Below are 24139 nucleotides of genomic sequence, written 5' to 3' on the forward strand. Positions count from 1 at the left end.
AAACGAATGGCGGCAGCCACTGTTACGCGTACGTCAAAGTCAATTCAAGGGTCGGGCGTTGGCCGCGGTGCGTTTCGCGACCGCGGCCTATTTTTCGGTCAGCTTGAGCTCGATGCGGCGGTTCTGGCCTCGAGCCTCCGGGGTCTCGCCCGGCGCAATCGGCTGATACTCGCCGAAGCCGGCCGCGACCAGGCGATCGGCAGGAACCCCCCTCGAGATCAGGAACTTGACCACCGAGGTGGCACGCGCCGAGGAAAGTTCCCAGTTGTCGGCATAGTGGCCGGTCCCGGAAAGCTGGACATTGTCGGTATGGCCGTCGACGCGCAGCACCCAGTTGATCTCCGCAGGGATTTCCTTGGCGAGATCAAGCAGCGCCGAGGCGAGCTTCGCCATCTCCGCCTGGCCCTCGGGATTGAGTTCGCTGCCACCGGACGGGAACAGCACTTCCGACTGGAACACGAAGCGGTCGCCGACGATGCGGATGTTTTCGCGGTCGGAGAGGATTTCCCTCAAGCGTCCGAAGAAATCGGAGCGGTAGCGGTTGAGCTCCTGCACGCGCTGGGCAAGCGCGACGTTCAGGCGGCGGCCAAGGTCGGCGATCTTCGTCTGCGACGCCTGGTCCTTCGCCTCCGAGGCCTGAAGCGCCACCTCGATGGCGGCGATCTGGTTGCGCAGCGCGGCGATCTGCTGGTTCAGGAGCTCGATCTGGCTCATCGCCCGGGCGCTGATCTCACGCTCGTTCTCAAGCTCCGAGCCGAGGCGCCCGATCTTCTGGTTGGCGACATCGGTGCTGCCGGCGCCCTGGTCGAGCAGCGCCTGCAGCCGCGAGCGCTCGCCTTCCGACTGGGACAGGGAAGCCTGGAGGTTGGCGAGCGAATCCTCGAGATCCTGCTTGCCGCTCTTTTCGAGCGCCAGGAGCTGCGTGAGCTCGTTGATCTGGCTGTTCAGCCGGGTCAGCACTTCGTCCTTGCCGCTGATTTCGCGGCTCAGCAGAAACTGTCCAAGAACGAAGACGGTGAGCAGGAACATGATCGAAAGCAGGAGCGTCGACAGCGCGTCGACGAAGCCTGGCCAGTAATCGATCGTGCGCTGCGTGCGGCCTTTGCGGGCGAGCGCCATGGATTACTCTCCTCCGGTCTCGTCCAACTGTCCGAGCTTGGCCGGCAATGACGACCTCTCGCCCGTCACGGCGATCCGCTCGTGGCCGATGCGCGACGACAATTTGTCGAGCGTCCTGCGCATCGCCTTGGCCTCTTCCTGCTGTGCTTCGATCCAGTCCCGGAGCATCTGCTGCTCGCCGCGCATGTTTTTCACCAGGCCTTGGATACCCTCTGCAAGGCTTGCCATGGCGGCGGTCGTGCGCTGGCTCGAACCGCCCTCCTGGTTGAGGCGGACCAGCTGATCCGTGAGCTTTTTCAGCTCCTCGACCGGCGCGCCCGAAGGCGCATCGAGCGCCGAAGTCAGCTCGGAGCCGACATCGGTCACAGAAGAAAGCCAGTTTTCAAGCTCGGTATAGAAACGGTTCTGGGCGCGGCCAGCCTGCAGGTCGAGGAAGCCGAGGATCAGCGAACCGGAAAGGCCGAACAGCGATGTCGAGAACGCCGTACCCATGCCGGTCAGCGGCGCCGACAGGCCGCTCTTCAAGGTCGCCAGAATGTCTTCGGTGGTTCCCGAACCGGCATCCAGCGACTGGATGACCGTGTTGATCGAACCGATGGTGCCCAAGAGCCCCCAGAAGGTGCCGAGCAGACCGAGAAACACGAGAAGACCGGTCAGGTAGCGCGAGATGTCGCGGGATTCATCGAGGCGGGTCGCGATCGAATCCAGAATGGAGCGCAGCGCCGTCGTCGAGATCGCCGTCTGACGGGCACCGATCAGCGCCCGCATCGGCGCCAGCAGCACCGGATCGCGGCCCACCTTGTCGGCACTGCCGGCGGCGCGAAAGGAGTTGAACCAGCGCACTTCGGGACGCAAGCCCAGCACGTGGGTGAAGACGAGCAGGATGCCGATCAGCAGCACCCCGAGGATCAAGCCGTTAAGGCCGGGGTTGGCCAGAAAGGCGTTGTGTGCCTGCCGAAAGAGGATTGCGCCCACGAAACCGACGATGATCAGGAAGACCACCATGGTCCAGAAATAGTGCATGGGGCTCGAAAGCTTGTGCGGATTATAGCCTTCTTCCATGCCTTCCCGACCGTTCCATCCGGACAGATGCAGTTTCGTCATGGGTATAAGTATCTCCCGGTTTTCACTTGTCGGAACGGCGCAGCGCCGGCCCGGAGACTACTGCATAATTCCCGAAACCGAAATCGATTCAAGGATGAAATTAAGCCGTTCCCAAAGTGAGGCGACGGCCGCGACGCGCGTAGATAGGCACAGGCATGTGGCACTGTCGTGTTGCCCCATTCCAGATCAAGCGGAAAAACAAAACCTCCGACGGGGTGAGCGCCGGAGGCCGAGCATAGGAATAGGATCGCTGGTTACTTCGTCGGCACCGGGCGGTGCACGACGTCGTTCAGCGCCTTGACGATATACTCGTTGCCGCAGACGACCGAACCGTCGTCGACTGGCTTGGCGCCGCCGTTGATATCGTGCGCCCAGCCGCCGGCTTCCCGGATGAGAAGCACGCCGGCTGCGATGTCCCAGGCGGCGAGGTCGCGTTCCCAGTAGCCGTCGTAACGGCCGGCGGCCACATAGGCGAGATCCAGCGACGCGGCACCCATGCGGCGGATACCGGCCACTTCGCCCATCACGTGGCGCAGTTCGATCAGGTACTTGCCGTGGTTGCCGCGACCGAGATGCGGCGTGCCGGTGGCGATCACGGCATCGGAAAGATGCTTGCGCGAGGCGACGCGCAGGCGGCGGTCGTTGAGGAAGGCGCCACCACCGCGCTCGGCGGTGTAGAGTTCATCGGTCGCCGGGTTGAAGATGACCGCGCCGACGATCTCGCCCTGACGCTCGAGCGCGATCGAAACGGCGAAGTGCGGGATACCGTGCAGGAAGTTGGTGGTGCCGTCGAGCGGGTCAACGATCCAGCGATGCGCGCCGTCGGTACCGACGATCTCTTCGCCTTCCTCGCCAAGGAAGCCGTAGGTCGGACGGGCCTTCAGGAGTTCCTCGCGGATGAGCTTTTCGGCCTTGCGGTCGGCCTGCGAAACATAGTCGCCCGGTCCCTTGAGCGAGACCTGCAGGTTCTGGACTTCGCCGAAATCGCGGGCCAACGACTTGCCAGCCTTGAAGGCGGCCTGAACCATGACATTGAGAAGTGCTGAACGGGCCATCTGGCGATCCCTTGAAAACGAAGGCCGATCGAAAGCAACGATCGGACGTTGAACCTGCTTGACGGAACACGGCCGCATTGCCGGCCCTACTGCGAATTTCCTCGATCGGAACCGATCCAAGGACGCAGGGCAAGCCGCAGATTGAGCTCCGTCGTCAAAAAACCGAGTGAATTCTCACTCCGCTCGCCGTCGCCGCCAACTGTCGCGGCACCGCGAGCAAAACCGCGGCCTCAGAACCACAAATGGCCCGCAAATTCAAGCGAAATAGCATTTCCGCCGAACGACCGCCAAAGATTCGACCGCGACCGGAGCCGTTCAGCTCCGGCGATACTTGTTGGCGGCGCTGAGTGCCTGCTTCTGCTGCTCTTCATTGAGACCGAGATAGAAGTCTTCGAGCGCGTCGTCCTTGAGGCCGGCCCGACGCGAAAGCACATACCATTTCGCCGCCTCGACCGGATTGGGTCTGGTGCCGATGGCGTTGACGTAGAGATGCGAAAGCCGGTTCTGCGCAACCACGTTGCCGCCCTCGGCTGCCCGCCGCATCCAGCCGAAGCCATCTTCCAGATTACGGTCGCCGGCAATGCCCTCGATCATCCAGATCGCGATGTCGAGTTGAGCGGTGTCGTAGCCCGCTCGCGCCGCGCGGATCAGCCACTCGCGCGCCCGCGTCCGCTTGCTTTCCTCGATGCCATCGACATTGACCAGGATCTGCGACAGCGCATATTGCGCATCCGCGATGCCCTGTTCGGCCGACTTTTCATAATAGGGCATCGCCAGTTTCAACCCCTTGGGTCCGGGATTGTCGGCGACGAGCGTCTGGCCGTAGTTGAATTGCGCCGAGCCATTGCCGAGATCGGCCGCCTTCTTCATCAACTCTTCGGATTTCTTCCGGTCGCGCTTGGCGTAACGGCCCTCCATCAGGATCAGCGCGTATTTGAACATCGCGGCGGGATCGCCTTTTTCCGCGGCTTGGCCGTACCAGAAGGCAGCCTGCTTGGGATCGCGCACGACACCCAGTCCCTGCTGCAGGATCTCGGCGATCAGCGTCTGCGCCGCCGGGTCGCCAAGCTGCGCCCGCGGCAGCGCCAGATCCATCGCGGTCAGGTAGTAGCCGCGCTGGAACGCGCCATAGGCGTCGTCAACCTTGCCGGTGAAGGGCTTTTCCGCTGGTAGTGCCGGCAATTCGGCGCCCATGCGATCGAAAACATTGACGCCGGACGATGGGACAGAGCCATCGGCCGGCTTTTTGTTGGGGCCGACAGCGGACTTGTCATCTTTCTGGTCGGTCGGCGTCGCGCCCTCCGGCATCGCCGCCCCGTTGAATGGCGTGATGCGGCCGCGCTTCTCGACGCCGGCGTCCTCGCCACCACCCTTCTGCTCCTGCGCATGCGCCGGCAGTGCCAGGGCAACGGCCATGGCAACAAGGGAAAGACCTCGACTTAATCTGGAAGGCAGACGGCTCAACATCGAAACGTCTTAATCTTCAAACCGTGGCGCTTTTTCGTCAAGAAGTGCGTTGACCGCAGCAACGACGGAAGGCGCCTGGCCGGGTTCGCCGAAGACGGCAAGGCGAAGCGCCACGAACTCAGCACCGGTCTCCGCCACCGCCAGCGCCGATTGCGGGTCCGTACCGCCCATGACGATGCAGGGAATCTCGATCATCGACGCCCACCATTCGGCCAGCGCCAGGTTCTTCGGATGCGCCTCCGGCTTGATATCGCCATCGGTCTTGCCGAAGAACACGTAGTCCGGGCGCACTTCGCCGATTTCCAGCGCGTGGTGACGGTCGGCTGCGTTGCCCCCGCCGACAATCAGCTTCGGCGTGTGCTTCTCGACCGCCTCACCAAGCGCTTCCGCATTGCCGGCAACGTGCAGTCCGTCGGCCTTGGCGCGCCCGGCCACGCGGGAGTCGCCCTCGATGAGCGCGGCGGCACCGGCCTCCTGGATGACCGGCACCAGACGCTCGGCGTGCTTCTGGAACTCGGTATCGTCAAGTGCGTATTGCGGCACGATCACGGAGGCGACGTCGCCGCCCTTCAGTGCATCGGCGAGCACCTTTGCGCGTTCCGCCGCATCGGGCATGTCGGGCGCGATCAGCACCAGGCGGCAACGTTCTGTCGTCATATCAAGACATCCATTTCCGGCTGCATCCGCCAGGGTGGCGAAACCAGCGCTCGATTTCATTTGGGAAAACCGATAGACGGAGACTGCAAAAGGATCAACCGCCACCCATGCTTCCTGATCTCGACTTCTATCTTATCGCCATTCCGGCAGTTCTGCTCGTTGGCCTCAGCAAGGGTGGCATGGGGGAAGCGCTATCGCTGATGGGCGTTCCGATCCTGTCGATGGCGGTGTCACCCGTCCAGGCGGCCGCCCTCCTCCTCCCGATCCTGATCGCGATGGATCTCGTCTCGCTTTGGATGTGGCGCAAGCACGGCGATCGCACCACCCTCTTCATGCTGTTGCCCGGCGCCATCGCCGGCATCTTCATCGGCTGGGCGACCTCGGCCTACGTCTCGCGGGACCTCCTTCGCCTGATCATCGGCCTGATCACCGTGCTCTTCGTACTCCGATACGTCTATAATGTCTGGCGCATGCGCCTTGGCATCACCATTGCGCCGAAGAGGCAGCGGGCCGGTCCGGCAGCACTCTGGGGTTCCTTTGCCGGTTATGGCAGCTTCGTCGCCCATGCCGGGGGGCCGCCTTTCCAGATCTACGCGCTGCCGTTGCAGCTCGATCCGCGCGAATATACCGGCACCATCGTGCGCTTCTTCGCGATCCTGAATGCGGTGAAGCTCATCCCCTATTTCGCGCTGGGGCAACTGGATCTGAGCAACCTGAAAATCTCGGCGACGCTCTTTCCGCTCGCCATCGTCGCAACCATGTGCGGCGCCTGGATCGTTCGCCGCATGAAGCCGCAGATCTTCTACCCCTTCATGTATACCATGGCCTTCATCGCGGGCTCCAAACTGCTTTGGGACGGTATCAACAGCATGGTCGCAGGCGGCTGAGCCGCGGACCCAAGTATTACGGAAATATTGCAAAGCAAAATCAGCATTCCGCATCGCACAAATTTCTTGCTGCTTTGCAAAATTTCGCCTAACGTCCGCCCATGACGATCGCGGACCCTTTCGATGCCATTGCGGACCCGAACCGGCGCCACCTGCTGGAGGAACTGCGGCGCGCGCCGAAAACCGTGAACGAACTGGCGGAGGGGCTACCGATCAGCCGCCCGGCCGTATCGCAGCACCTGAAGGCCTTGCTGGATTGCAATCTGGTCTCGGTATCGGCGAGTGGCACCCGGCGGATCTACGCGATCAACCGGCCGGGATTCGACCGTCTCAATCTGTGGCTCGACCAGTTCTGGTCCTGAGCCCGGCGGCGCGATCGCTGCGCCCGAAAGAAACAGACCGGGCGTCAAGCCCGGTCCAGCATTTCGTATCTTCCGTCGTGGGGGATTGGTTCTAAACCTTGTTGCGCCTACTCAGAGGGGAGATGGCGCCTCCCGATAGTCCTGGGAAATACCGTTGATAATCAGTGAGTCGAGGAACGAAGCCTTTCGATTTCGTCCTTGATGCGCAGCTTCCTCCGCTTGATGTCGGTAATCAGCTCGTCTTCCACCGAAGGCTGATTCAATGCCGCATGGAGCTCCTGCTCCAGGACGCCATGTTTTTTCTCAAGCGTTGCAAGATGAGCCTCAACAGTCATTTGGCAGTCCCTTCCTTTTGCTTGCACCCGGCACGCGAATGCCGGATGTTCCATGGTTTGTAACCTTACTACTGTGCCATGCCATTTTTCATTTGTCGAAGGCGAAATGATGACGACGGATAACTTCCCGTTACCGCCCAAGATGTGATAGAGCGACGCATGGAATTCCGGTTCGAGGAGGACTTCGCAACCGGGCTGATGGGGATCGCTTTGCATGCCGGACCAGGACCAGGCCGAACTCAGACTGACCGCCGCGCGGCTGAGGCAGGAACATGAAGACTACGACGCTGCCATCAACGCTATGATCGAGACGGGCTGCGACGCGCTGAGAATCCAGCGCATGAAAAAGAAGAAGCTGGCGATCAAGGACAAGATCAGCAAGATCGAAGACCAGATCATCCCCGACATCATCGCCTGAACGCGGAACAGGACAGACGTGATCGACACCACGACCCCACCCGTCGCCATCATCATGGGAAGCCAGTCGGACTGGGAGACGATGAAGAACGCCGCCGATACGCTCGACGCGCTCGACATTGCCTATGAGGCTCGCATCGTTTCCGCCCATCGTACGCCCGATCGGCTCGTCAACTTCGCCAAGGGCGCCCGCGACGAGGGCTTCAAGGTAATCATCGCCGGCGCCGGGGGCGCTGCGCATTTGCCGGGCATGTGCGCCTCGATGACGCCGCTGCCGGTCTTCGGCGTACCGGTGCAGTCGAAGGCGCTGTCCGGCCAGGACAGCCTGCTCTCGATCGTCCAGATGCCCGCCGGCATCCCCGTCGGGACGCTCGCGATCGGCCGCGCCGGCGCCGTCAATGCCGCGTTGCTTGCTGCAGCCGTGCTGGCGCTCAGCGACGACGACCTCGCCGACAGGCTCGACGACTGGCGCGAACAGCAGACGATTTCGGTCGCCGAATACCCGGTGGACGAGGCATGACCACCATCGGCATTATCGGCGGCGGCCAGCTCGGCCGCATGCTGGCGATGGCAGCTGCCCGATTGAACTTCCGCACCGTCATCCTCGAACCGCAGGTCGATTGTCCGGCGGCACAGGTCGCCAACGACCAGATCATTGCTGCCTATGACGACGAAGCCGCGCTCAGCCAGCTCGCGACCGTCAGCGACATTATCACCTACGAATTCGAGAATGTGCCGGTCGCGGCCGCCGAACGGCTCGCCGCGAAACGACCTGTCTTCCCGCCTCCGCAAGCGCTGGAAGTCGCACAGGACCGCCTCGTCGAAAAACGCTTCATCAATGACTGCGGCATTGCGACGGCGCGCTTTCACTCCGTCGACAGCCAGGCCGATCTCGAAGCAGCACTCGCCGATTTCGGCGGATCGGGCGTGCTCAAGACCCGTCGCCTTGGCTATGACGGCAAGGGACAGCGCGTGTTCCGCTCTGCAGCCGATAGTCCTGCCGGTGCCTTCGCGGAGCTGGGCGGCGTGCCCCTGATCCTGGAGAGCTTTGTGCCCTTCGAACGGGAGGTCTCGATCATCGCAGCCCGCTCCACCGACGGGGCGGTCGCCTGCTTCGATCCGGCCGAGAACGTACATCGCAACGGCATCCTCCACACCTCGACGGTGCCTGCTGCCGTCAGTGCCGCAACGGCGGAGGCCGCGCGGAAGGCCGCCAAGGCGATCCTCGACGCGCTCGGTTATGTCGGCGTCGTCGGCGTCGAATTCTTCGTACTTGCCGACGGCAGCCTGATTGCCAACGAGATGGCGCCGCGCGTGCACAACTCCGGCCATTGGACGGAGGCGGCCTGCGTAGTCTCGCAGTTCGAGCAGCATATTCGTGCCGTTTCGGGATTGCCGCTCGGCAATCCCCGCCGCCATTCCGACTGCGTCATGCAGAACCTGATCGGCGACGACCTCAACGATGTCCCGGCATGGCTTGCCAAGGACGATGTTCTGGTCCACCTCTATGGCAAGACCGAAGCGCGGGCCGGCCGCAAAATGGGCCACGTCACGCGGCTCGTCCGCGGCTGAAGACCGCAGAAATGCGGGGCAAGACGCCAAAATGGGGCGTCTTGTGGTTGACACCTTAGGGGGGACACGGTATGTGCCATCCCACCTTAAAGGAGCGCGCTGAACGGCGCGCTTTTGATTGTTAGAAGATACCGGGCGAATTTTCGTTCCCCGAAACCTGCGGATCAGGAAAATGAAGATCAAGAATTCGCTCAAGTCGCTGAAGACCCGTCACCGCGAAAACCGTCTGGTTCGTCGCAAGGGCCGCATCTACATCATCAACAAGTCGAACCCGCGCTTCAAGGCTCGTCAGGGCTGATCTAAGCCGGGTGGCAGACATCGCTTCGGCGATGTCCCAAAATTGATTATGAAGTTGATCCATGGCGAGCTAACATGCTCGCCATGCGAGTTTTTGTACCCCTGATTCTGGCGTGTTCCGCCCTGCTCGCCACCTCCATCGGAGCTGGCAGTTTCTCCTTCGCGGCGGAAGCATCGGCCCAGACGGAATCCGCCAGCCTCACCACACCCAAGCAACGACTGGACGGCCTGTTCGCGGACCTCAAGAAGGAACGCGACGCCGACAAGGCGCGTGAGCTCGCCAACCAGATTCGTGTGGAATGGCAGGATTCCGGCAGCGCCACCGTGAATCTCCTGATGCAGTGGGCCGACAAGGCCATCACCGACAACAAGCAGGCGGCGGCGCTCGACATCCTCGACCAGGTGATCACCCTTGCGCCCAACTATGTCGAAGGCTGGAACCGTCGCGCGACATTGCATTACGCGATGGGCAACTACCGGAAATCGATGTCGGACATCAACCGCGTGCTGACGATCGAGCCTCGTCATTTCGGCGCGCTTGCCGGCATGGCAGCGATCCTTGGCGCCTCCGGCAAGGACGAGCTCGCCATGCGGGCCTGGGAGCAGTTCCTGGACATCTACCCCGCCGATCGTAAGGCGCAGGAGCAGCTAGGCGAGCTCGCCGAGAAGCTCGCTGGCAGCAAGACCTGAGCAAACGCGGCACAGTCGATTGCAGAGGCCGTCGATACCCTTCCCCGCCGATGAGACCGCGCTCCTTGAAATAGCGACGGCGGCGCGCCGTTTCATCGAACCCATCTGGCTGGATTGGCATCGAGCCTGGGGCGGCGATCTTCCTGCGATCGCCGCGCAATGGACCTGCGGCCGCTCAAGTCTGTTCCTGATACGTGTCTTGAATGCCCAAGGCCTCGATGCCCATTGGGTCTCTGGAACGCCGCGGAGCGCGCCTTCCGGGCCTGACATCGGTCCATTCGGCTTCTTCCACGATGGCAGCTGGCAAAGCCATGCCTGGGTCGAATGCGGCGATTACATTGTCGACATCACCGCCGATCAATTCGGCGCCCCTCCGATCCTCGTTGTCGGCCGCACGGACACCCGCTACAACAAGGGCGACCGGGATACCGCGCTGCCTGAGTTCGTGCTTGCCCGCCAGCGCGCCGTTGACGCCATCTGGCCACGATGGCAGTCGATGGGCTCCCCTGCCCCTGAAGCCTCTCTAACGCAGACGCCTTGACGGGCCTACGGACGCCGGAAGACAGATCGAGACAATGGTACCAGCCACTTTCCTGTTCATTGGACTAGCGCTCGTCGGCATTGCCTACAGCCTCTGGCACGCGCGAGCCTTCACCCGGCGGTTTCCGAATGCCGGCGAACTGATCGACATCGGCGGTTATCGCATGAACAGCGTGCACCTGCCGGCAGGCGAGCAGGCCGATCTCCTGCCCGTCGTCTTCATCCATGGCGCCAGCGGCAACCTGCTCGATCAGTTGCACGCCTTCGCCCCAGCCCTTGATTGCCGCGCCGAGATGCTGTTCGTCGATCGTCCGGGTCACGGCTACTCCGAGCGAGGCGGTGCGGAAAACGACCTTCCGGACGGCCAGGCGGCGGCGATCGCAAAGCTGATGGAAAAGCGCGGCATCCGTCGCGCCGTCATCGTCGGCCATTCCTTCGGCGGCGCCATCGCCGCGAGCTTCGCCCTGCATCATCCGGAGAAGACGGCCGGCCTCATCCTGCTGGCGCCAGCGACGCATCCCTGGCCCGGCGGCATCGACTGGTATTACCGCCTCACGGCACTGCCCCTCGTCGGCTGGCTCTTCGCCCATACGCTGGCAACGCCCCTCGGACAGCGGCGCATCGAAGGCGGCACGCACTCGATCTTTTCACCCAATCCGCGACCCGCCGACTACATCGACAAGACCGGCCCGCATCTGGTGCTGCGTCCCGCGACCTTCCGCAACAATGCGCGCGACATAGCCAATCTCCATGCCTATCTGACCGCGACCGCGCCGCGCTACCGCGAGATTACCGCACAGACCGTGATCATCACCGGCGACAGCGATGGCATCGTGCTGGCTGACATCCATTCCCGCGGGCTGGCGCGCGATATCCCCGGCGCTGAACTGCTGTGGATCGGCAATCTCGGCCACAAGCCTGACTATGTGGTCACGGATGTCGTCGTGGCTGCGCTCGAAAAGATGGCGGGTCAGCCGACCGATCTGGAGCAAATAAAAAGGCGGGCCGAAGCCCGCCTGATCACGTCGTCCGAAGCCATCGGTCAAGTCTGATCCGCTTCGCACTTTGCCAAGGCTGCATCAGACGCCGCTCATGCCGTCGGAGCCGATGTAGGCGATGCGCAGCATGTTGGTGGCGCCCGGCGTACCCAGGGGCACGCCGGCAGAGATGATGACGCGCTCGCCGGGCTTGCCGAAGCCTTCGGCCGCAACGATGCGGCAGGCGCGGTTGACCATATCGTCGAGGTCCGTCGCATCCTCGGTGACGACGCAATGCAGCCCCCAGACGACCGAGAGGCGGCGTGCGGTCTGGACGATCGGCGAGAGGGCGATGATCGGAACCTGCGGCCGTTCGCGGGCGGCGCGAAGACCGGTGGTGCCGGACGAGGTGTAGCAGACGATCGCGGCAAGACGGAGGGTCTCGGCGATCTGGTGGGCAGCAAGCGAAATCGCGTCGGCACCGGTTGCCTCCGGCGGCGTGCGCTGTGCGTAGATGATGCTGGAATAGTGCGGGTCGCGCTCGACGTTGCTGGCGATCGACGCCATGGTCGACACGGCTTCCACCGGATACTCGCCCGAGGCCGATTCTGCCGAAAGCATGACGGCATCGGCGCCTTCGAAGACGGCCGTCGCGACGTCGGAGACTTCGGCGCGCGTCGGAACGGGTGCGGAGATCATCGATTCTAGCATCTGCGTGGCAACCACCACCGGCTTGCCGGCGCGGCGACATGCGCGCGTCAGCTGCTTCTGCAGGCCCGGCACCGATTCCAGCGGCATTTCGACACCGAGGTCGCCACGCGCGACCATCAGCGCGTCCGAAAGCTCGATGATCTCGTCGATCCGGTCGAGCGCCTGCGGCTTCTCGATCTTCGACATCAGGCCGACGCGGCCGCGGGCGATCTTGCGGACCTCGGCCAGATCCTCCGGTCGCTGCACGAAGGAGAGCGCCACCCAATCGAACTCGCCGGTGGCGAGAACTGCGTCGAGGTCGGCGCGGTCCTTGTCGGTCAGAACGCCGACGGCGAGCAGCGTGTCGGGCAAGCTGACGCCCTTGCGGTCGGAAATCCTGGTGCCGGCGACAACCGTCGTGACGATGCTCTTGCCGTCGGTCTTTTCAGCCTTGAGGTGTAGCTTGCCGTCGTCGATCAGCAGGCGATGGCCGGGTTTGACTGCTTCGAGGATCTCGGGATGCGGCAGGAAGACGCGGGTGCTGTCGCCAGGCTCGTCCCTGTTGTCGAGCGTGAAGGTCTGGCCCACCTTCAGGTCGACCTTGCCTTCGGCAAACTTGCCGACGCGCAGCTTCGGTCCCTGCAGGTCGCCGAGAATGCCGATCGGTCGGCCGCAGCGGGCTTCAACCGCACGTATGCGCTGAACCAGCGTGCGCATCACGTCGTGGCTCGCATGGCTCATGTTGATACGGAACAGATCAGCCCCGGCCTCGTGCAGCTTCTGGATCATCTGCTCATCGGAAGACGCCGGTCCGAGCGTGGCGAGGATTTTGACTTTTCTGTTCCGCTTCATCAATTCTGGCTTTCCTGCGTGCCGGGCGTTTCGGAGAGCTGAACCATCCAGCTCCCTTGCCGCCCCGTGTCGTATTCCTTGAATCCCATGCGCTGGAAGCCGCGGGCGAAGCAGTCCTGAACGCCCGCAATCTTGAACTCGTTCTCGGCGACGCACATGTTGACGTCACCGGTCCAGCGGCCGCCGCGGGCCGCATCTTCCGCGTAGAGATAGTAGTATCGTGACTGAAGCTCGCCCTCGATCAGGGTCGCGCAGGTGGTGGCCGGAACCTGCCACCAGCCCTCCGTTACCCAGCCTTCCTTGGCCCGGTAACCGATCGCCACGCCGACGAGATTTTGCGTGCCGTTGCAGACGCGAAAATCGGCGCGCGCTTCATCGGCAAAGAGAAATGAGCTTGAGGTTGCCAGGAAAAACAGGAGGATACCTCCTAGTGTCGTCAGCCCCGGCTTCGCTTTGGAAAAAGGATTTCTGGACACGGTTTCCGATGGAACTCCGTTTTGATTTGCGTGGCACTTTCTTGCGACGGCCAGCCCCGAAAGTCAACGTAACTCTAATCGATTACAATCGGCAAATTGCTTTCGAATTGCGCTAAACAGTTGCGTGTTTCTTGCGATTGACGCGCGCGCGTGCGATCAGCGAGGACGAGGCTAGACAACAGACTGGACCGGCATGCAACACTATTCTCCCTATGAGATTATCGAAGCCAAGCCTGCAACCGGGCTCGTTCTGCTTGCCGACCACGCGATGAACCGGTTGCCGCCGGAATACGGCAGTCTCGGCCTGCCCGCCTCGGCGTTCGAGCGACATATCGCCTATGACATCGGCGTAGAGGCACTGGTGCGGCAGCTGTCGCGAATGCTCGATGCGCCGGCCGTGCTCGGTTGCTTCTCCCGCCTGCTGATCGATCCCAATCGCGGCGAGGACGACCCGACGCTGGTCATGAAGATCTCCGACGGCGCGATCGTGCCCGGCAACCACCCGATCAGCGCAGAGGAATGGGAGAACCGGCTGAACCGGTTCCACCGCCCCTATCATCGCGCCGTTTCCGAGACGATCGCCCGAAGCGCCGAGGCGCATGGCGCGGCACCGCTGGTCATTTCGATCCACTCCTACACACCGGCCTGGAAGGGTGTGGCCCGCCCCTGGCACGCCGCCGTCCTCTGGGACAACGATCCGCGTGCCGTCCTGCCTCTGATCGAAAAACTCGAGGCATCCGGCGATATCGTCGTCGGCAACAACGAACCCTATGACGGCGCACTGCGCGGGGATACCATGTTCCGGCACTGCATGATGCCGGGTATTCCCCACGCTCTGATCGAGGTGCGCCAGGACCTGATCGCCGACGAGACCGGCGTTGCTGGCTGGGCCGAGCGGCTGGCGCCAATCCTTGCGGGTCTCAACGCCATGCCCGAATTGCATCGCTACGAGCGCCACGCCTCCCGCACCGGCGCCTATTAGAGCTTGGGTCCGGAAGTACGCAGTAACTGAAGAGGATCAACGTCCATGACCGAACTGACCCCGGAGCAGCAGACCGCATTCGAGGCGGCCGCCTTTCGCCGTCTCGTCACCCATCTGCGCGAACGCACCGATGTCCAGAACATCGACCTGATGAACCTCGCCGGCTTCTGCCGCAATTGTCTTTCCAACTGGTACCGCGAAGCCGCCGAAGAGGCGGGCGTTGCTCTCGCCAAGGATGAATCGCGCGAGATCATCTACGGCATGCCCTATGAGGAATGGCGCGAACTCCATCAAAGGGAAGCGACCACCGAGCAGAAGGCAGCCTTCGAGATCAACAGGCCGAAGGAATAAGGGCGTTTCGCCGGCGCTTGCCACGGAATTGACCGCGTTGTTGCGCATTGACCCTTGACCTTGGCGGCTGTTTTCGGCACGTCACGGCACCCACGAAATTCAATTCCCCGTATCAAGGAGAAGACCATGTCGGATGCTCACGGCGTCGCACGCGATCAGCTTCGCGCTTTCATCGAGCGGATCGAACGCCTGGAAGAAGAAAAGAAGACCATCGCGGACGACATCAAGGACGTCTACGGCGAAGCCAAGTCCATGGGCTTCGACACCAAGATCCTGCGCAAGGTCATCTCGATCCGCAAGCAGGACCACGACGAGCGCATGGAACAGGAAGCGATCCTCGACACCTACCTCCAGGCGCTTGGCATGGTGCCGGCAGCCGACCAAGAATAAGCAGGCTTGCAGGGCGGCCGACAGGCGGCCTTCGTCCGGACAGCAATGGGGAGCAACCGCCCCCGACCCGACCAGAGACGACGCACCCGAAAGCACGATGCAGAATCAAAAAGCCCGCCGGATCGGCGGGCTTTTTCGTGTCTGTTGTTTGATTGACGCTCAGTTCGTGCTGAACTTCTTCACTTCCATGAAGTTGACAGCATTGCCACTGAAGCGGGCCGTGTCCACCGTGCCAGCGCCGTTCGAGAAGCCGACAGCATAGACCGTGGTCGGTGCGGTGCGGAGCGACTTGCTGACGAAGCGCGGCGCCTTGACCGGCTTGGAGAGCGTCGCCACACGACCCGTTGTCAGCGCCCATTCGGAAATGATCTTCTGGGTCAGCTTCGGCTCGGTGCGGACCGACGAGCGGGTCGCTGCGTCGGCGTCGTTCTTCTTCGGTCGACCGCCTTTTGCCGGCGCTTCGGCCTGCGTGTCGAAGGCGTTGTCGAAGACGGCCGCACGGGTGTTGGTGTTCGACTGCGGCGCATAGGCCGCCATTTCGATCGGCTGTTGCGATACCGGCTCGCGCTGGGCCGGCGTCGGAGCAGCAAGCGCCACACGGGTCGCAGCCTCGGCGGAAACGTCGCGCGGCGGCTCTGCGGACGCAACGGCCGGGCGCTCCGCGAAGGATGGAACCACGACCTGAGCATCGGCAACGGCGGCAAGGGCCGCGTCACCCGCAGGTCGCATGGCCGGAACCGGCACGAAACCAAGCGCCTGCACATCCGCGGAAGGATCGGCCGAAGCGACAAGCGTATTCATGTCGCGACGGTCAAGCATCTGCGGCACCGGCACCTTCATCGAGCCGAGGTCGGCGAATTCGCTCGGCATTTCCGAGGTCTGCGGCAGGGCAGCAGCAAGCGCGTCCTGGGCCGCGTTCTTCTGCGGCGCCACCAGCGCAACGGCTACGCCGCCATCGGCAGGCGCATCCTTGAAGGCAGGACGAACGGCCGGGACCGGCGCGTTGATGTTCTGTTCGGCTGTTGCAGTGGCAGCAGCTGTCGGTTCGGCAGCAACCGAGCCGGCAACACCTGGCAGCGCTTCCTGGGCAGCAGGAGCGGAAGCCGTCTGTACCTTGGCCGGCGCAGCGCCGCCTTCATCGTCAGTGCCCGGACCGGCCGCGATCGCCGAGGGTTCTTCATCCTCGTCGCCGCCACCGCCAAAGAGCATGGCGAACAGGTTGCCACGACGCTTGCCGCTTGCGCTATCGCCAGGACCGGTTGCGCCGCCACCGGCCACCTCGATCGCCGAGGCACCGACGCGACGTTTGTAGTCGGCGACCGCCTGGTCATAGCCCGGAAGCGGCTTGCCGTCGGACGGCAGATGCATGGTCTTGCCATCAGGGAAGAGGCGCGCGAGTTCGGCGCGGCTCATGCGCGGCCAGGCGCGAACGCCGCCAACATCCATGTGAACGAAAGGCGAGCCCGAAGTCGGGTAATAGCCGACACCACCCACCTGGAACTTCACGCCGATTTCGCGCAGCGTCTTCAGCTTCACGTCGGGAAGGTAGAAGTCCATCGCCTTGCCGAGCATGTGCTGGCTCTTCTTGGCGACGCCTTTCGAGCGCGAACGCAGCATGCCGTTGGTTGCCGGCGAACGATAGGCCGAGACGACGTGGATGTAATCGCGCGAACCGCTCTTCTGGTAGACTTCCCAGACGAGGTCGAGCAGGCGCGGGTCCATCTTGGTCGGTTCGTTGCGACGCCAGTCGCGAAGGAATCGGTTGATCTCCTGCAGGCCCTTGGTGTCGTAACGGCCATTGCGCTTGAAGGTGATCTGCGCCTTTTCCTGGGTATGAATGAAATAGAGTTTCAGTGTCCGGGTCTGGCCCGCGGCCTCTACGGGAGGCGCGAAACCTGGAGTCACGAGGGAAGCCGCAATAGCAACGGATGTGAGAACCTGCGGCACCTTACGGGTAAAGGCCGCGCAGACTCTCGCTAAGGAGCCGAGCGGCTTCTTAAAACCGAACAAATTTGGCATTCAATCCCCGTCCGACGGACAACCGTGCTTCGCTGTCTCAGATGACTGTCAAATAAGGTGACAGCATGGCAAATATGCCACAGTCGTCACCGCCCCTTATAATATAGTGAACACTTCACTAACAAGGTCTAAACGGCGGTGACTGAATAGCAGGGCTAATGAATTGTGAATGCGTCGATTTTATGCCGCCTCCCTCAATGGGTTCTCGGGATCGATGCCATAATCCTTCAGCTTGCGGTAGAGAGTAGACCGGCCGATGCCGAGCTTGCGAGCCACCTGGCTCATCTGTCCGCGGTAGAATTTCAGCGCAAAACGAATCAGTTCCTCTTCCACTTCGGCGAGCTTGCGCACGTCCCCGCCCTCGTCGACGCTGGCGATCGCGTTCTCCATGCGCGGGTCGTGCCCGGCATCGCCTTCCATCGACTTCGCCGCACTCGCGAAGTCCGGATAGACATTCGGCACCTGTTCCGCAGGCCCGCTTTCCCGTTCCGGACCGGCTTCGCCCCAGGAGAAACCGGAGCGGTCGGAAACGACGTAGCCCGGGATCTGGGTGGCAATCTGCGGGAAATCCTTCACCGTCAGTTCGTTGCCTTCGGCAAGAACCACGGCCCGGAAGATCGCGTTTTCGAGTTGTCGGATGTTGCCCGGCCAGTCGTAGGCGGTCAGCAGCGCCAAGGCGCCGCTCGAAATGGTGAGCGGTGTGTGCAGGCGCTGCTCGGCGGCAAAACGCTCGACGAAGGAACGCACCAGAACTGGGATGTCTTCCTTGCGCCGACGCAGCGCCGGGATGGTGATCGGGAAGACGTTGAGACGGTAATAGAGGTCCTCGCGGAACCGCCCCTCGCGCACTTCGTTGATCAGGTCCTTGTTGGTCGCCGAGATCAACCGCACATTGACCCTCTGCGGATGGCGCGCGCCGATCGTCTCGATCTCGCCCTGCTGCACGGCACGCAGGAGCTTGACCTGGACTTCGAGGGGCAGGTCGCCGATCTCGTCGAGGAACAGGGTACCGCCGTCGGCATCGACGAACTTGCCGGTGTGTTTTTCCGTCGCGCCGGTAAAGGCGCCCTTTTCGTGGCCGAAGAGAATGCTCTCGACCAGGTTGTGCGGGATCGCGCCACAATTAACGGTGACGAAGGGTTTGCCGACACGGTCGCTCGCCGACTGGATGGCGCGGGCCACCATTTCCTTGCCGACGCCGGACTCGCCTTCGAGCACGATCGGAATGTTGGACTGGGCGGCACGGCGCGCCAGGTCGATCACCCGGATCATCGCCGGGCTTGCCGAAACGATGTCTTCGAAGCCGACGGCGCCGCCGCGCGGACGGCGCGAGGTTTTGACCTTGCCGTCGCGGCTCGCCATCTTCAGCGCATTGCTGATCGCGACCGACAGCCGCTCCGGAGAGACGGGCTTCACCAGGAAGTCGAAGGCGCCCGCCTGCATCGCGTGAACCACGGTTTCGATGCCGCCCTGGCCGGTCTGTACGATGACAGGCATATCGACGCCGCGCTCGGCGAGCGCTTCAAGGAAGCCGTGCCCGTTCATCTCCGGCATCAACAGGTCGAGCAGGATGACATTGATCATGCCGCCCTTGCGCTCCAGCAGTTCCAGACCGCTGCGGCCATTGTCGGCGAGATGCGCCACATGGCCGAGACGCTCGATCATGTTCGTCAGCAAACGGCGCTGCACCGGATCGTCATCGATGACCAGAATATGTGATGTCACGGAAGCCTCCTGCTTTGGACACGCGGTACTATTTGGCCAACCTCATGTGCCAAATGACGTCAGGCATCTGTGCCATAAAGGGCTGAACATCATGTTTTGAGAAATGCTTGCATTTTATCCATTGCCGGCGATAGCAATGGAACCCATATCGCTTGCCTTCTTCCTGTCACGAACGAGAGAAATCCGACGATGACCTTCCGCCCCTTCGCTCCCGAGCAATCCGCTGTCCGCGCAGCCGCCGGGCAGTCCCATGCCGCTACCGCGGATCTCGGCGACCTGCCCTCCTGGCGGCTCGAAGATCTCTATACGTCGGCCACTTCGGATGCCTTTCGCAACGACCTGAAGAAGGCCGAGACCGACGCGACCGCCTTCGAAACCAAGTGGAAGGGCAAGCTGGCCGAGGCCGCGACGAAGCATGGTGACGACGGCATCGGCGCCGCCGTCCGGGAGTTCGAAGCGCTCGAAGATGTCATGGGCCGTATCGCTTCCTTTGCCGGTCTCACCTACTTCTCGGACACGTCCAAGCCCGAGAACGGCAAGCTCTACGGCGACGTGCAGTCGAAGCTCACCGACATGTCGGCGCATCTGCTGTTCTTCTCGCTGGAGCTCAATCGGATCGATGACGCGATCCTCGACAAGGCGCTCGAAAACGATGCGCTTGCCGCGCACTACAAGCCCTGGCTGACCGACCTGCGCATGGACAAGCCCTATCAGCTCGACGACAAGCTGGAGCAGCTTTTCCTGGAAAAATCGATGACGGGTGCTGCCGCCTTCAACCGGCTGTTCGACGAGACGATGGCGAGCCTCACCTTCAGCGTCGATGGCGAAGCGCTGCCGCTGGAAGTCGCCCTGAACCTGTTGCAGGATCCGGCGACAGAGGTCCGCAAGAAGGCGGCGATGGCGCTTGCCGAAACCTTCAAGGCCAATATCCGCACCTTCACGCTGATCACCAACACGCTGGCCAAAGACAAGGAAATCTCCGACCGCTGGCGCGGTTTTCAGGACATCGCCGACAGCCGCCATCTGGCGAACCGCGTCGAGCGCGAAGTCGTCGATGCGCTGGCCGAAGCCGTCAAATCCGCCTATCCGCGCCTGTCGCATCGCTACTACACGATGAAGGCAAGGTGGCTCGGCATGCAGGAGATGGATTTCTGGGATCGCAATGCGCCGTTGCCGGAAACGCCGAACGCGCTGATTTCCTGGAACGAGGCCAAGGACACGGTGCTCTCTGCATACAACGCCTTCGATCCGGAAATGGCCGCGATCGCCCGCCGCTTCTTCGACGAGAGCTGGATCGACGCGCCGGTGCGGCCGGGCAAGGCACCGGGCGCCTTCGCCCATCCGACGGTACCATCTGCGCACCCCTATGTGCTCGTCAATTACATGGGCAAGCCGCGCGACGTGATGACGCTTGCACACGAACTCGGCCACGGCGTGCACCAGGTGCTGGCCGGCGGACAGGGCGCGCTGATGGCGTCTACTCCGTTGACCCTGGCCGAAACCGCTTCCGTGTTCGGCGAGATGCTGACCTTCCGCGCCCTGCTCGACCAGACGAAGGACAAACGCGAGCGCAAGGCCATGCTTTCCCAGAAGGTGGAGGACATGATCAACACGGTCGTGCGCCAGATCGCCTTCTATGAGTTCGAGCGCAAGGTCCACACCGCCCGCAAGGAAGGCGAACTGACGGCTGACGACATCGGCAAGCTGTGGCTGTCGGTGCAGAACGAGAGCTTCGGACCGGCGATCCGCATCTCCGAAGGCTACGAGACCTACTGGGCCTATATTCCCCACTTCATCCATTCGCCTTTCTACGTCTACGCCTATGCCTTCGGCGACTGCCTGGTGAACTCGCTCTACGCCGTCTACCAGAACGCCGAAAAAGGCTTCCAGGAGAAGTACTTCGAACTGTTGAAGGCCGGCGGCACCAAGCACCATTCCGAGTTGCTCGCGCCCTTCGGCCTCGATGCCACCGATCCGTCGTTCTGGGCACAGGGACTGTCGATGATCGAAGGGCTCATCGACGAACTCGAGGCGCTTGATAAGGCCTGATCCGGACACAGGTCCGGATCACGGCGCGATCGACAAGACGACTTTATGAGCGACACCGCACCCTATGTGCTGTTCCGGGACGACAGCGAAAACCGCACCACGGTTTTCGCTGAGCCTTCGCGCATCGTCACCGCCCGTACGAAAGCCGAATTTACCCGTGGTCTTGCCGAGCTCGAGCGCGCCCACAAGGCGGGCAAGTGGCTCGCCGGCTTCATGGCCTACGAGGCCGGTCACCTCTTCGAGCAGAAACTCGCAAGGTTCGCCGAGGAGGGCCGCGAGACGCCGCTGATGTCCTTCGGCATCTTCGATGCGCCCGCGGAAGACCATCCCCTCGCCGAGCCGCAGCGCAGGACCGAGAACGAACCCTTCCTCGCCGAGCCGCGCGCCGGCTGGAACTTCGACACCTACCGCGAGCGCTTCGATCGTCTGCACCAGCATCTGCGAAAGGGCGACTGCTACCAGGCCAATCTGACGATGCCGATCCGCGCCCGCTGGTCCGGTGATCCGCGCGCCGCCTTCTGGTCTCTGATCGACCGCCAGCCGGTGAAATATGGCGCGCTCGTCGCGCTCGACGGGCCGGTCCTCCTGTCGCGTTCGCCGGAACTCTTCTTCCGCGTCGATGCCGACGGCTGGATCGAGACGCACCCGATGAAGGGTACGGCCAAGCGCGGCGTCTCTGCGGCTGAAGACGCCGAGATCATCGCGGCGATGCGCGCTGACGAAAAGACCCAGGCTGAAAACCGCATGATCGTCGATCTCCTGCGCAACGACATCTCGCGTATCACCGAAGTCGGCACGCTCAGCGTCCCCAAGCTCTTCGAGATCGAGACCTACCCGACCGTGCACCAGATGGTGAGCCATGTCCGGGCAAAACTCCTGCCCGAGATCGGGCTTGAGGACATCTTCGCCGCCCTGTTCCCCTGCGGTTCGATCACCGGCGCACCGAAGATGCGGGCCATGGAAATCCTGCACGATCTCGAAGACGGTCCGCGCGACGCCTATTGCGGCGCCATCGGCTTCATCGCCCCGAGCGGGATCATGCGCTTCAGCGTCGCCATCCGCACGATTTCGCTTTTCCCCGACGGCGAGGCTATCTTCAATGTCGGCGGCGGCATCGTCTTCGACAGCAACGCCCAATCCGAATATGACGAATGCCTGCTGAAGGCCCGCTTCGCCATTGGCGACGACAAGATCGCACTCGGCGACGACAGGGTCGCACTGGGCGACGACGAGATCGCGCGATGACGGGCTTTTCGCTGATCGAAACGCTGCGCTACGAGCCCGAAAACGGCTTCGTCCGATCGCGCCTGCATCTGGCGCGGCTGAAGCGATCGGCGCGACGTCTCGGCATTCCAGGAGCGGAAGGCGCGGAAGCGGCCCTACTGGCAGCGGTGGAGAGCGGCGACGACCGGGCCGTACTCCGCGTGCGGCTCGAGCTTTTCCCCGACGGACGCATCGAGGTAAAGACCGCACCGTTCGTACCGTTGTCGGACGATACGATCTGGCGGGTGCGGCTCGCCGCCACGCGGCTCAACTCGCGCGATCCGCTGCTGCGCTACAAGACCAGCCGCCGGGCGGCCTATGAAACGGCCCGCAGCGAATATGCGGCGAGCGAGGCTGACGAGGTTCTTCTGCTCAACGAGAAGGGTGAGGTCTGCGAAGGCACGATCACCTCGGTTTTCCTCGACGACGGCAGCGGTGTCCTGAAGACACCGCCGATCGCCTGCGGCCTGCTCGCCGGTGTGCTTCGTACCGAACTCATCTGCCAACGACGCGCGCGCGTAGCGCGCCTTTCGCCGGCGGATCTCACAAGCGGAACGCTCTATGTCGGCAATTCGCTACGCGGTATGATCCGGGTGAGACTCCTGGTCTGAGCCGGGAAGCGTGTAGCGTCTGACGCGATCCCGCCCATCGCGCTTGGCGAGGTAGAGCGCTTGGTCGGCGCGCGCATAGAGATCACTGACGGAATCGCCATCGCGATATTCCGCGAGCCCGACCGAACAGGTGTAGAAGAACTCCGGAATATTCTCGAGCGGCCGGGAGCTTCTAACCCTTTCGAGCAGACGGTCGAGAATGCGATTGCCTTCGCTGATGGTGGTATCAGGCAGGATGAGCATGAATTCCTCACCGCCGATCCGGCCGAAGCAATCCGAGCGGCGCACGAATTCCTGCATTTGACGCGCGAAGTCGAGCAGAACCTCATCGCCGCGCTGGTGCCCGTGGCGGTCGTTGATCGCCTTGAAATAGTCGATGTCGATGATCGCGACGCAACCCCACATATGCGGATTTTCGGCACAGTTGGCGATGAATTCAGTCAACCGTCCCATCGTGTAGCGACGGTTGGGCACACTGGTCAGCTCGTCGACCTGGGCCGCCCGAAGCGCGAAATCGCGGTCCTGCCGGAGCTCGCGCTCGCCCGCATGGATGGTGGTGACATCGACGGCAATGCAAAGCATATAGCCGTCGGAATCGACCGTCTCCGTCATCCACAGCCAGCGGCCGTCATGCAAGTCGGTTTCCATGGCACGAAAAGGCACTTTGCCGCGCCGGTGAGCCGTCGAGGCGATCCAGGCGTTGACGTCGTCGGTTTTCAGGACGGTCCCCTGACTGGCCGCGTAGTTGCGGCGCATGATCTCCGCCCAGGTCGGGCTCTCGTCTGGGCCGACGTGATAGGCCGCGCGAAATGCCGTGTTGGCAAACCGCAATCGATCGTGCTGATCGTAGAGCGCGATCAGTACGGGTGTTTTGCTCTGTAAGGCCGCAAGAGCCTTGAGATGACTACCGGTCACGGTCTGTCAGGCCTCCGGGTCGGACAATATCAATCATGGCGCGAAGCGGATGCTTCAGACGAAGCTATAGCACGAAGTGCTTGTGACAAGCGTTTACGCGTGTGAAACGATGGGGATATGGTTAAATCACCGTCTTGGACCGGCCGAAGTGCATGAAGCATACGCCCTACGACGGTTCCTCCAAGCCCTTCACCATCGGCCTTGCCCAGCTCGATCCCGATCGCTGGATCGAGCCTGACGAACAGCTACAGCACTATCTCTCAGAAAAGAAGTGCCTTCTAGCGGAAGCGTGAGGCAGTCGCGGCCCTGCTTTCGATCGCCGGTTAAGCACTATCTC

General features: G+C 62.6%; 26 protein-coding genes and 1 pseudogene. 16 read left to right on the forward strand and 11 right to left on the reverse strand.

The window, feature by feature from the left end; all coding sequences use genetic code 11:
- Nucleotides 1–87 precede the first annotated feature (87 nt).
- The 5 genes from V7S54_RS16730 to V7S54_RS16750 all read right to left on the reverse strand — a co-directional run bounded on the left by V7S54_RS16730 (nt 88) and on the right by V7S54_RS16750 (nt 5402).
- Nucleotides 88–1119, reverse strand: coding sequence for a peptidoglycan -binding protein (locus V7S54_RS16730; protein ID WP_065375246.1), 1032 nt, complete (start codon nt 1117–1119; stop codon nt 88–90).
- A 3-nt stretch (nt 1120–1122) separates the two neighbouring features.
- Complete coding sequence (locus tag V7S54_RS16735; RefSeq protein ID WP_065375245.1) at nt 1123–2223, reverse strand: flagellar motor protein MotA; 1101 nt, start codon at nt 2221–2223, stop codon at nt 1123–1125.
- Nucleotides 2224–2477: 254 nt separating this feature from the next.
- Nucleotides 2478–3278, reverse strand: coding sequence for an inositol monophosphatase family protein (locus V7S54_RS16740; protein WP_057254656.1), 801 nt, complete (start codon nt 3276–3278; stop codon nt 2478–2480).
- A gap of 315 nt (nt 3279–3593) precedes the next feature.
- Nucleotides 3594–4694, reverse strand: a complete 1101-nt coding sequence (locus V7S54_RS16745) for a tetratricopeptide repeat protein (RefSeq protein WP_442892565.1) — start codon at nt 4692–4694, stop codon at nt 3594–3596.
- A gap of 60 nt (nt 4695–4754) precedes the next feature.
- Nucleotides 4755–5402 carry a thiamine phosphate synthase gene (locus V7S54_RS16750; protein ID WP_065375342.1) on the reverse strand — a complete coding sequence of 216 codons (648 nt, stop codon included), beginning with the start codon at nt 5400–5402 and terminating at the stop codon, nt 4755–4757.
- A 107-nt stretch (nt 5403–5509) separates the two neighbouring features.
- Between V7S54_RS16750 and V7S54_RS16755 the strand changes: the two genes are divergently transcribed.
- A complete protein-coding gene (locus tag V7S54_RS16755) occupies nt 5510–6289 on the forward strand; it encodes a sulfite exporter TauE/SafE family protein (RefSeq protein WP_065375243.1) in 780 nt (259 codons plus the stop codon).
- Nucleotides 6290–6390: 101 nt separating this feature from the next.
- The gene (locus tag V7S54_RS16760; RefSeq protein WP_034806124.1) at nt 6391–6651 is read left to right on the forward strand and encodes an ArsR/SmtB family transcription factor; all 261 of its coding nucleotides are present in this window, start codon (nt 6391–6393) and stop codon (nt 6649–6651) included.
- A gap of 161 nt (nt 6652–6812) precedes the next feature.
- Here the strand turns inward: V7S54_RS16760 and V7S54_RS16765 are convergent, their stop codons facing one another.
- Nucleotides 6813–6986 (reverse strand): YdcH family protein, encoded by a 174-nt coding sequence (locus V7S54_RS16765; protein WP_065375242.1) that lies wholly within the window; start codon nt 6984–6986, stop codon nt 6813–6815.
- Between the two features lie 214 nt (nt 6987–7200).
- Here V7S54_RS16765 and V7S54_RS16770 point away from each other — a divergent pair, with 214 nt between their 5' ends.
- From V7S54_RS16770 to V7S54_RS16800, 7 genes are all read left to right on the forward strand, one after another.
- A complete protein-coding gene (locus V7S54_RS16770) occupies nt 7201–7404 on the forward strand; it encodes a YdcH family protein (protein ID WP_057254651.1) in 204 nt (67 codons plus the stop codon).
- A 54-nt stretch (nt 7405–7458) separates the two neighbouring features.
- Nucleotides 7459–7923: a 5-(carboxyamino)imidazole ribonucleotide mutase gene (gene purE / locus V7S54_RS16775; protein ID WP_065375341.1), complete on the forward strand. Its 465-nt coding sequence runs from the start codon at nt 7459–7461 to the stop codon at nt 7921–7923.
- Entirely contained in the window at nt 7920–8975 is a 1056-nt protein-coding gene (locus V7S54_RS16780; protein WP_065375241.1) for a 5-(carboxyamino)imidazole ribonucleotide synthase, read from the forward strand. Before purE ends, V7S54_RS16780 begins: the two co-directional genes overlap by 4 nt.
- Before the next feature lie 172 nt (nt 8976–9147).
- Nucleotides 9148–9273 (forward strand): type B 50S ribosomal protein L36, encoded by a 126-nt coding sequence (gene ykgO / locus V7S54_RS16785; RefSeq protein WP_034806120.1) that lies wholly within the window; start codon nt 9148–9150, stop codon nt 9271–9273.
- A gap of 74 nt (nt 9274–9347) precedes the next feature.
- Nucleotides 9348–9962 carry a hypothetical protein gene (locus V7S54_RS16790; protein ID WP_065375240.1) on the forward strand — a complete coding sequence of 205 codons (615 nt, stop codon included), beginning with the start codon at nt 9348–9350 and terminating at the stop codon, nt 9960–9962.
- A 199-nt stretch (nt 9963–10161) separates the two neighbouring features.
- Nucleotides 10162–10503 carry a hypothetical protein gene (locus tag V7S54_RS16795; protein ID WP_141679455.1) on the forward strand — a complete coding sequence of 114 codons (342 nt, stop codon included), beginning with the start codon at nt 10162–10164 and terminating at the stop codon, nt 10501–10503.
- 34 nt (nt 10504–10537) lie between these two features.
- Nucleotides 10538–11554: an alpha/beta fold hydrolase gene (locus V7S54_RS16800; protein WP_083203711.1), complete on the forward strand. Its 1017-nt coding sequence runs from the start codon at nt 10538–10540 to the stop codon at nt 11552–11554.
- 27 nt (nt 11555–11581) lie between these two features.
- Here V7S54_RS16800 and pyk read toward each other — a convergent pair whose 3' ends face one another.
- The gene (gene pyk / locus V7S54_RS16805; protein WP_065375238.1) at nt 11582–13021 is read right to left on the reverse strand and encodes a pyruvate kinase; all 1440 of its coding nucleotides are present in this window, start codon (nt 13019–13021) and stop codon (nt 11582–11584) included.
- Nucleotides 13021–13497 carry a DUF1036 domain-containing protein gene (locus V7S54_RS16810; protein ID WP_065375237.1) on the reverse strand — a complete coding sequence of 159 codons (477 nt, stop codon included), beginning with the start codon at nt 13495–13497 and terminating at the stop codon, nt 13021–13023. The genes pyk and V7S54_RS16810 overlap by 1 nt, the downstream gene beginning before the upstream one ends.
- A 193-nt stretch (nt 13498–13690) precedes the next feature.
- On the opposite strand from V7S54_RS16810, the gene V7S54_RS16815 reads away from it, so the two are divergent.
- The 3 genes from V7S54_RS16815 (at nt 13691) to V7S54_RS16825 (ending at nt 15220) form a co-directional block, all read left to right on the forward strand.
- The gene (locus V7S54_RS16815; RefSeq protein WP_065375236.1) at nt 13691–14479 is read left to right on the forward strand and encodes an N-formylglutamate amidohydrolase; all 789 of its coding nucleotides are present in this window, start codon (nt 13691–13693) and stop codon (nt 14477–14479) included.
- A 45-nt stretch (nt 14480–14524) separates the two neighbouring features.
- Nucleotides 14525–14830: a DUF1244 domain-containing protein gene (locus tag V7S54_RS16820; RefSeq protein ID WP_065375235.1), complete on the forward strand. Its 306-nt coding sequence runs from the start codon at nt 14525–14527 to the stop codon at nt 14828–14830.
- 126 nt (nt 14831–14956) lie between these two features.
- Complete coding sequence (locus V7S54_RS16825; protein WP_065375234.1) at nt 14957–15220, forward strand: DUF2312 domain-containing protein; 264 nt, start codon at nt 14957–14959, stop codon at nt 15218–15220.
- A gap of 159 nt (nt 15221–15379) precedes the next feature.
- Here V7S54_RS16825 and V7S54_RS16830 read toward each other — a convergent pair whose 3' ends face one another.
- The gene (locus tag V7S54_RS16830; protein ID WP_065375233.1) at nt 15380–17239 is read right to left on the reverse strand and encodes a DUF882 domain-containing protein; all 1860 of its coding nucleotides are present in this window, start codon (nt 17237–17239) and stop codon (nt 15380–15382) included.
- A gap of 180 nt (nt 17240–17419) precedes the next feature.
- Nucleotides 17420–18964, reverse strand: a complete 1545-nt coding sequence (locus V7S54_RS16835) for a sigma-54-dependent transcriptional regulator (protein WP_065375232.1) — start codon at nt 18962–18964, stop codon at nt 17420–17422.
- 189 nt (nt 18965–19153) lie between these two features.
- Here V7S54_RS16835 and V7S54_RS16840 point away from each other — a divergent pair, with 189 nt between their 5' ends.
- From V7S54_RS16840 to V7S54_RS16850, 3 genes are read left to right on the forward strand one after another with little or no spacing between them, the layout of a single operon-like run.
- Entirely contained in the window at nt 19154–21013 is a 1860-nt protein-coding gene (locus tag V7S54_RS16840) for a M3 family oligoendopeptidase (protein WP_065375231.1), read from the forward strand.
- A 45-nt stretch (nt 21014–21058) separates the two neighbouring features.
- On the forward strand, nt 21059–22258 hold the full coding sequence (locus V7S54_RS16845) for an aminodeoxychorismate synthase component I (RefSeq protein ID WP_065375230.1): 1200 nt from the start codon (nt 21059–21061) through the stop codon (nt 22256–22258).
- Nucleotides 22255–22887: an aminotransferase class IV family protein gene (locus V7S54_RS16850; RefSeq protein ID WP_065375229.1), complete on the forward strand. Its 633-nt coding sequence runs from the start codon at nt 22255–22257 to the stop codon at nt 22885–22887. The genes V7S54_RS16845 and V7S54_RS16850 overlap by 4 nt, the downstream gene beginning before the upstream one ends.
- Here V7S54_RS16850 and V7S54_RS16855 read toward each other — a convergent pair.
- Nucleotides 22852–23802: a GGDEF domain-containing protein gene (locus V7S54_RS16855; protein WP_065375228.1), complete on the reverse strand. Its 951-nt coding sequence runs from the start codon at nt 23800–23802 to the stop codon at nt 22852–22854. The two genes, V7S54_RS16850 and V7S54_RS16855, sit on opposite strands and share 36 nt — an antisense overlap.
- Before the next feature lie 152 nt (nt 23803–23954).
- On the opposite strand from V7S54_RS16855, the pseudogene V7S54_RS16860 reads away from it, so the two are divergent.
- Nucleotides 23955–24086, forward strand: a pseudogene (locus V7S54_RS16860) (heme-dependent oxidative N-demethylase family protein); the annotation flags it as partial.
- Nucleotides 24087–24139 lie beyond the last annotated feature (53 nt).

The sequence above is a fragment of the Ensifer sp. CCNWLY38 genome (assembly GCF_037120565.1).
Classification (GTDB): Bacteria; Pseudomonadota; Alphaproteobacteria; order Rhizobiales; family Rhizobiaceae; genus Ensifer; species Ensifer adhaerens_H.

What these genes read in the sequence shown, in the direction of transcription:
- V7S54_RS16730 (WP_065375246.1), bottom strand. Translation starts at nt 1,119, where the DNA reads ATGGCGCTCGCCCGCAAAGGCCGCACGCAGCGCACGATCGATTACTGG.
- V7S54_RS16735 (WP_065375245.1), bottom strand. Translation starts at nt 2,223, where the DNA reads ATGACGAAACTGCATCTGTCCGGATGGAACGGTCGGGAAGGCATGGAA.
- V7S54_RS16740 (WP_057254656.1), bottom strand. Translation starts at nt 3,278, where the DNA reads ATGGCCCGTTCAGCACTTCTCAATGTCATGGTTCAGGCCGCCTTCAAG.
- V7S54_RS16745 (WP_442892565.1), bottom strand. Translation starts at nt 4,694, where the DNA reads ATGGCCGTTGCCCTGGCACTGCCGGCGCATGCGCAGGAGCAGAAGGGT.
- V7S54_RS16750 (WP_065375342.1), bottom strand. Translation starts at nt 5,402, where the DNA reads ATGACGACAGAACGTTGCCGCCTGGTGCTGATCGCGCCCGACATGCCC.
- V7S54_RS16755 (WP_065375243.1), top strand. Translation starts at nt 5,510, where the DNA reads ATGCTTCCTGATCTCGACTTCTATCTTATCGCCATTCCGGCAGTTCTG.
- V7S54_RS16760 (WP_034806124.1), top strand. Translation starts at nt 6,391, where the DNA reads ATGACGATCGCGGACCCTTTCGATGCCATTGCGGACCCGAACCGGCGC.
- V7S54_RS16765 (WP_065375242.1), bottom strand. Translation starts at nt 6,986, where the DNA reads ATGACTGTTGAGGCTCATCTTGCAACGCTTGAGAAAAAACATGGCGTC.
- V7S54_RS16770 (WP_057254651.1), top strand. Translation starts at nt 7,201, where the DNA reads ATGCCGGACCAGGACCAGGCCGAACTCAGACTGACCGCCGCGCGGCTG.
- purE (WP_065375341.1), top strand. Translation starts at nt 7,459, where the DNA reads ATGGGAAGCCAGTCGGACTGGGAGACGATGAAGAACGCCGCCGATACG.
- V7S54_RS16780 (WP_065375241.1), top strand. Translation starts at nt 7,920, where the DNA reads ATGACCACCATCGGCATTATCGGCGGCGGCCAGCTCGGCCGCATGCTG.
- ykgO (WP_034806120.1), top strand. Translation starts at nt 9,148, where the DNA reads ATGAAGATCAAGAATTCGCTCAAGTCGCTGAAGACCCGTCACCGCGAA.
- V7S54_RS16790 (WP_065375240.1), top strand. Translation starts at nt 9,348, where the DNA reads ATGCTCGCCATGCGAGTTTTTGTACCCCTGATTCTGGCGTGTTCCGCC.
- V7S54_RS16800 (WP_083203711.1), top strand. Translation starts at nt 10,538, where the DNA reads ATGGTACCAGCCACTTTCCTGTTCATTGGACTAGCGCTCGTCGGCATT.
- pyk (WP_065375238.1), bottom strand. Translation starts at nt 13,021, where the DNA reads ATGAAGCGGAACAGAAAAGTCAAAATCCTCGCCACGCTCGGACCGGCG.
- V7S54_RS16815 (WP_065375236.1), top strand. Translation starts at nt 13,691, where the DNA reads ATGCAACACTATTCTCCCTATGAGATTATCGAAGCCAAGCCTGCAACC.
- V7S54_RS16820 (WP_065375235.1), top strand. Translation starts at nt 14,525, where the DNA reads ATGACCGAACTGACCCCGGAGCAGCAGACCGCATTCGAGGCGGCCGCC.
- V7S54_RS16825 (WP_065375234.1), top strand. Translation starts at nt 14,957, where the DNA reads ATGTCGGATGCTCACGGCGTCGCACGCGATCAGCTTCGCGCTTTCATC.
- V7S54_RS16830 (WP_065375233.1), bottom strand. Translation starts at nt 17,239, where the DNA reads ATGCCAAATTTGTTCGGTTTTAAGAAGCCGCTCGGCTCCTTAGCGAGA.
- V7S54_RS16840 (WP_065375231.1), top strand. Translation starts at nt 19,154, where the DNA reads ATGACCTTCCGCCCCTTCGCTCCCGAGCAATCCGCTGTCCGCGCAGCC.
- V7S54_RS16845 (WP_065375230.1), top strand. Translation starts at nt 21,059, where the DNA reads ATGAGCGACACCGCACCCTATGTGCTGTTCCGGGACGACAGCGAAAAC.
- V7S54_RS16850 (WP_065375229.1), top strand. Translation starts at nt 22,255, where the DNA reads ATGACGGGCTTTTCGCTGATCGAAACGCTGCGCTACGAGCCCGAAAAC.